Genomic DNA, 6,030 nt, shown 5'->3' with positions numbered 1-6,030 from the left:
GGCATGCAGATGGCGGTGATCGAGGCCAGCCGCCACCTGGCGGGCCTGGAGGACGCCGGCTCGTCCGAGTTCGGGCACAAGTACAAGCACCCGGTGGTCGGCCTGATGACCGAGTGGGTGCGCGGCAACGAGATGGAAAAGCGCGGCGCCGAGGGTGACCTGGGCGGCACCATGCGGCTGGGCGCCTATCCCTGCCAGTTGCTGCCCGGCACCAAGGTTGCGGAGGTCTATGGCGCCAACCATATCGAAGAGCGCCATCGCCACCGGTACGAGGTGAACATCACCTACAAGGACCAGCTGGAGAAGGTGGGCCTGAAGTTCTCCGGCCTGTCGCCGGACGGCGAGCTGCCGGAGATCGTGGAGATCCCCACCCACCCATGGTTCATCGGCGTGCAGTTCCATCCGGAGCTGAAGTCCAAGCCGTTTGAGCCGCACCCGCTGTTCACCAGCTTCATCAGCGCCGCCATCGCGCAGAGCCGGCTGGTTTAAGCGGCAACGCCCGTATCAGTCCCAGGGGGCCGCCGCATCGTCAGCGGCGGCCCTTTGGCTTTTGGGAGCATCTTGAGATGACCGACATCCGCACCGTCCGCATCCGCGACCTGGACGTGGCCAACGACAAGCCCTTCATGCTGATCGCCGGCCCCTGCCAGCTGGAAAGCCGCGCGCACGCGATGGAGATGAGCCACGCGCTGGTGGAGATCACGTCGAAGCTGGGCATCGGCCTCGTCTACAAGACCAGCTTCGACAAGGCCAACCGCACGTCGGTCAGCACCGCGCGCGGCCTGGGCATGGAGAAGAGCCTGCCCATCCTGGCCGAGGTGCGGGAGAAGTTCGGTTGCCCCGTCCTGACCGATGTGCACACGGCGGAGCAGTGCGCCCCGGTGGCCGAGGTCGTGGACGTGTTGCAGATTCCGGCCTTCCTCTGCCGCCAGACCGATCTGCTGCTGGCCGCTGGTGAGACCCGCAAGGTCATCAATGTGAAGAAGGGCCAGTTCCTGGCGCCGTGGGACATGAAGAACGTGGCGGCCAAGATCGCCTCCACCGGCAACCAGAACATCCTGCTGTGCGAGCGTGGCGCCAGCTTCGGCTACAACACCCTGGTCAGCGACATGCGCAGCCTGCCCATCATGGCGCAGACGGGTTACCCGGTGGTGATGGACGCCACCCACTCCGTGCAGCAGCCGGGCGGGCAGGGCACCACCAGCGGCGGTCAGCGGGAGTTCGTGCCGGTGCTGGCCCGCGCCGCCCTGGCCGTGGGTGTGGCCGCCGTCTTCATGGAGACGCACGAGAACCCCGACTGCGCCCCCAGCGACGGTCCCAACATGGTCAAACTAAAGGACCTGTCGGCCCTGCTGGAAACCATGGTCGCCATCGACCGCATCGCCAAGGCCAACCCGATCTTCTGATGTCTCGGGCGGGCCGCTTCTTCCCAAGGGCGCCCGCCTTCGTCATGCTGTCTTCCAAGCCGCCGGGCCAACCGGTGGCTGCGCCGGGGAGGATAGCGGGATGGATGGCAGGGTGGGCCCACGGGTTCCCCGGCGGGGTAACGCTCTCACGCGCGCGCTGGGCCGTGTGACCCTGCGGCTCATGGGCTGGCGCCTGGTGGGACAGGTGCCTGACCTGCCCAAGTTCGTGGCCATCGCGGCGCCCCACACCTCCAACTGGGATTTCGTGATGGCCATGGCGGTCGCGTTCACCATCGGTGTGCGCGTCACCGTGCTGGGCAAGCACACCCTGTTCAAGGGGCCGCTGGCGCCGCTGATGCGTTTCCTGGACGTGGTGCCGGTGAACCGGGACGCGCCGCAGGGCGTGGTGGGCACCTGCGTCGCCGCCTTCGACGCGGCGGAGCAACTGATCATCGGCGTGGCGCCGGACGGCACCCGGGGCGGCAAGTCCAGCGCCCAGGTCGGGCGCTGGAAAAGCGGCTTCTACCGCATCGCCGTGGCCGCCAAGGTGCCGGTGCTGCCGGTGGCGCTGGATTATGGCCACCGCGAGGCCCGCTTTGGTCCCCTGCTGTTTCCCACCGGGGATGAGGCGGTGGATCTGGCGCAGCTGTCGCGATTCTACGCCGGCACACGGGGCAAGCGGCGCAGCATCGGCGCGGCGGTGTCATTCTAGCGGTGGCCTTCCGCCATACCCGGCACGTCCCGGCGCCCTGCACAACCACAGCCTTCAAATCGTCATAGGCGATACCGCGCCCGCTGGTCTTGCCTGCGGGGGCGCCTAAGGGCTATGACGGGCACCGTCCCGCCACGACGCATTCGCCGTCACGACGCATAAAGGGAAGAACCCATGTCCGCGATCATCGATATTCAGGCCCGCCAGATTCTCGACAGCCGGGGAAACCCGACCGTCGAGGTTGATGTTCGGCTGGAATCCGGCGCCTTCGGCCGCGCCGCCGTGCCGTCCGGCGCCTCCACCGGCGCGCATGAGGCGGTGGAACTACGCGACGGTGACAAGTCCAAGTACCTGGGCAAGGGCGTGCTGAAGGCTGTCGATTCGGTCAACACCGAGATCTTCGACACCATCGGCGGCCTGGAATCCACCGACCAGGTGGCCATCGACGCCGCCATGATCGAGCTGGACGGCACCCCCAACAAGGCCCGCCTGGGCGCCAACGCCATCCTGGGCGTGTCGCTGGCCGTGGCCAAGGCGTCGGCGGACGAGCTGGACCTGCCGCTGTACCGCTATGTCGGCGGCACCAACGCCCGCATCCTGCCGGTGCCGATGATGAACATCATCAACGGCGGCGCCCATGCCGACAACCCCATCGACATCCAGGAATTCATGGTGATGCCGGTGGGTGCGGAAAGCTGTGCCGACGCCATTCGTGTTGGCGCGGAAATCTTCCACGCCCTGAAGAAGAAGCTGAAGGACGCCGGCCACAACACCGCCGTGGGCGACGAGGGCGGCTTCGCCCCCAACCTGGCGTCCACGGACGAAGCCCTGTCCTTCATCATGAAGGCCATCGAGGCCGCCGGTTACAAGCCGGGCGACGACGTGGTGCTGGCGCTGGACGCCGCCTCCACCGAGTTCTTCAAGGATGGCAAGTACGTGCTGGCCGGTGAGAACAAGACACTGGACCCGGACGCCATGGTCCGTTACTGGGCCGACCTGGCGGGCCGCTACCCCATCGTGTCCATCGAAGACGGCATGGCTGAGGACGACTGGGCCGGCTGGAAGGCCCTGACCGACGCCATCGGTTCCAAGGTGCAGCTGGTGGGCGACGACCTGTTCGTCACCAACCCGGCCCGCCTGACCGACGGCATCAAGCAGGGGGTCGCCAACTCCATCCTGGTGAAGGTCAACCAGATCGGCAGCCTGACCGAGACGCTGGAGGCCGTGCGCATCGCCCAGGCCGCCGGCTACACCGCCGTGATGTCGCATCGCTCGGGCGAAACCGAGGACGCCACCATCGCCGACCTGGCTGTGGCCACCAACTGCGGCCAGATCAAGACCGGCTCGCTGTCGCGCTCCGACCGGATCGCCAAGTACAATCAGCTGATTCGTATCGAGGAGGCGCTGGATCTGGCGGCCGTGTTCCCGGGCCGCGGCGCGCTGAAGCGCGGCTGAATCCAAGCCACGGTCCGGCGCCAGCCGGATTAGGCGGAAAGAGGGGGTGGAACCTGGCTTCCACCCCTTTTTCTTTGCTCAATAGTCGGATCACGCCGACCGATGGTTGGTATTAACGTGAATTAAATGCGGCAGACAGATTAGACGCCGCTTTCCATTTGACGGTTGCGGAACCCTTGTGGAACCATGGGCCCCATGATTGGCGCCCGTTCCTTCCGTACCGCTCTGAACCGCGCCCTACGCCAGGTGGTTGCACCGGTGGTGGGGGCGTCCGTCGTCGCTTATTTCGCCTACCACACCGTGCAGGGCGAACGCGGGCTGACGGCGCTGACCCAGCTGCAGACCCAGGTGACCCAGGCCAAGGCTCAGCTGGACCAGGTGCGCGCGGAGCGGGAGGCGATGGAACGTCGCGCCCGCCTGCTGCGCCCCGACAACCTTGATCCCGACATGTTGGAGGAAGAGGCCCGCAAGGTGCTGGATTTCTCGCGTCCGGATGACCTCGTGATCCTGCTTCCGGGCAAGCCTGCCCCGCATGAAGATAAGGACGCGCCGGCCAAAGTGCCGTAAACCGCTGATAATTCATCGATTAGCCAAAAATAGGTTAATCGCAAATAACCCTTATGAAGCAATGTTTTGCAGTGCACACTCCTTGCATTGCACTGCACTTGGCGTTAGCAGTGAAGCCGTGCCGGCCGACCCGGCCCGGATTGCCCGGGGCCATCCCCTGGGACATGCGATGCTAAACGCCCACGCTTGAGAAGGGAGACGCCAGTGGCCACGACCAGACGCCGTGCCAAGCCCGCTGAGAACGCAGCGCCGGAGCCGACCCAGGAGGAACTCCTCCACTACTACAAGGAAATGTTGCTGATCCGCCGCTTCGAGGAGAAGGCCGGTCAGCTGTATGGCATGGGCCTGATCGGCGGTTTCTGCCACCTGTACATCGGCCAGGAGGCCGTGGTGGTGGGCATGCAGGCGGCGCAGCTGCCGGGCGACAGCGTCATCACCAGCTACCGTGACCATGGCCACATGCTGGCCTGCGGCATGGACGCCAAGGGCGTGATGGCGGAGCTGACCGGGCGCGCGGGCGGCTATTCCAAGGGGAAGGGCGGCTCGATGCACATGTTCTCGCGCGAGAAGAACTTCTACGGCGGTCATGGCATCGTCGGCGCGCAGACGCCCATCGGCACCGGCCTGGCGTTCGCCCACAAGTACAAGAAGGACGGCTGCGTCGACGTCTGCTACCTGGGTGACGGCGCCGTCAACCAGGGCCAGGTCTATGAGTCCTTCAACATGGCCGCGCTGTGGAAGCTTCCGGTGATCTACGTCATCGAGAACAACAAGTACGCCATGGGCACCTCGCAGCAGCGCGCCTCGGCGGGTGAGCTGTACCTGCGCGGCAGCGCCTACGGCATCCCCGGCAAGCAGGTCAACGGCATGGACGTGCTGGAGGTCAAGAAGGCCGCCGACGAGGCCGTGGCCTATGTCCGTGGCGGCAACGGCCCCATGATCCTGGAGATGAAGACCTACCGCTACCGCGGCCACTCCATGTCCGACCCGGCCAAGTACCGCACCAAGGAAGAGGTCAACAAGATGCGGTCGGAATATGACTGCATCGACCACCTGAAGGCGCGGCTGTTCGAGAAGGGCTACGCCGACGAGGAAAGCCTGAAGGTCATCGACCGCGACGTTAAGGCCATCGTCACCGAGGCCGCCGACTTCGCGACCACCAGCCCCGAACCCGATGTTTCGGAGCTGTGGACCGACATCCTCGTCGAAGCCTGATCGCTGGCCGGAGAATAAGAAAATGCCCATCGATATCCTGATGCCGGCCCTGTCCCCCACGATGACCGAAGGCAAGCTTGCCAAGTGGGTGAAGAAGGAAGGCGACACGATCAAGGCCGGTGACGTCATCGCCGAGATCGAGACCGACAAGGCCACCATGGAAGTGGAGGCCGTGGACGAAGGCACCCTGGCCAAGATCCTGGTGCCGGAAGGCACCGAGAACGTGGCCGTGAACACCGCCATCGCCTTGCTGGCCGGTGAAGGCGAGAGCGCTGCCGACGTGACCGCCGCCAAGGCCCCCGCCGCTGCCGAGGCCCCTAAGGCCGAAGCGCCCAAGGAAGAGGCCAAGCCGGCCGCCGTTCCCGCCGCCCCGGCGGTGAAGGCCCCCGTGGCCCCGCCGCCGTCGGACGAGGACCGCTTCTTCAAGAACACCCAGACCATGACGGTGCGCGAGGCCTTGCGCGACGCCATGGCCGAGGAGATGCGCAAGGACGGCAGCGTCTTCGTCATGGGCGAGGAAGTGGCCGAGTACCAGGGCGCCTACAAGGTGACCCAGGGCTTGTTGCAGGAGTTCGGCGCCGATCGCGTGATCGACACCCCCATCACCGAGCATGGCTTCGCCGGCCTGGCGGTGGGTGCCGCGTTCGGTGGCCTGCGCCCGGTCGTGGAGTTCAT

Annotated in this window: 6 protein-coding genes and 1 pseudogene; all 7 read left to right on the top strand. The window is 66.0% G+C overall.

Going from position 1 to position 6,030, the window contains the following annotated elements; genetic code table 11:
- Positions 1–489 (top strand): annotated as a pseudogene (locus I55_RS11830) (gamma-glutamyl-gamma-aminobutyrate hydrolase family protein); the annotation flags it as partial.
- Positions 490–566: 77 nt separating this feature from the next.
- A complete protein-coding gene (gene kdsA / locus I55_RS11825; protein ID WP_044560761.1) occupies positions 567–1,406 on the top strand; it encodes a 3-deoxy-8-phosphooctulonate synthase in 840 nt (279 codons plus the stop codon).
- 166 nt (positions 1,407–1,572) lie between these two features.
- On the top strand, positions 1,573–2,118 hold the full coding sequence (locus tag I55_RS11820; RefSeq protein ID WP_159107172.1) for a lysophospholipid acyltransferase family protein: 546 nt from the start codon (positions 1,573–1,575) through the stop codon (positions 2,116–2,118).
- Positions 2,119–2,292: 174 nt separating this feature from the next.
- Positions 2,293–3,573 carry a phosphopyruvate hydratase gene (gene eno / locus I55_RS11815; RefSeq protein WP_044560758.1) on the top strand — a complete coding sequence of 427 codons (1,281 nt, stop codon included), beginning with the start codon at positions 2,293–2,295 and terminating at the stop codon, positions 3,571–3,573.
- 195 nt (positions 3,574–3,768) lie between these two features.
- On the top strand, positions 3,769–4,140 hold the full coding sequence (locus tag I55_RS11810) for a septum formation initiator family protein (protein ID WP_044560763.1): 372 nt from the start codon (positions 3,769–3,771) through the stop codon (positions 4,138–4,140).
- A gap of 204 nt (positions 4,141–4,344) precedes the next feature.
- A complete protein-coding gene (gene pdhA, locus I55_RS11805) occupies positions 4,345–5,355 on the top strand; it encodes a pyruvate dehydrogenase (acetyl-transferring) E1 component subunit alpha (RefSeq protein ID WP_044560757.1) in 1,011 nt (336 codons plus the stop codon).
- A gap of 22 nt (positions 5,356–5,377) precedes the next feature.
- Positions 5,378–6,030: biotin/lipoyl-containing protein (locus tag I55_RS11800; protein WP_044560756.1), on the top strand; the 653-nt coding region annotated here is incomplete at its 3' end.

This window comes from Azospirillum sp. B4 (genome assembly GCF_000333275.1).
In the GTDB taxonomy this organism is placed as follows: domain Bacteria; phylum Pseudomonadota; class Alphaproteobacteria; order Azospirillales; family Azospirillaceae; genus Nitrospirillum.
This window is presented reverse-complemented; position numbering and strand designations above follow the sequence as displayed.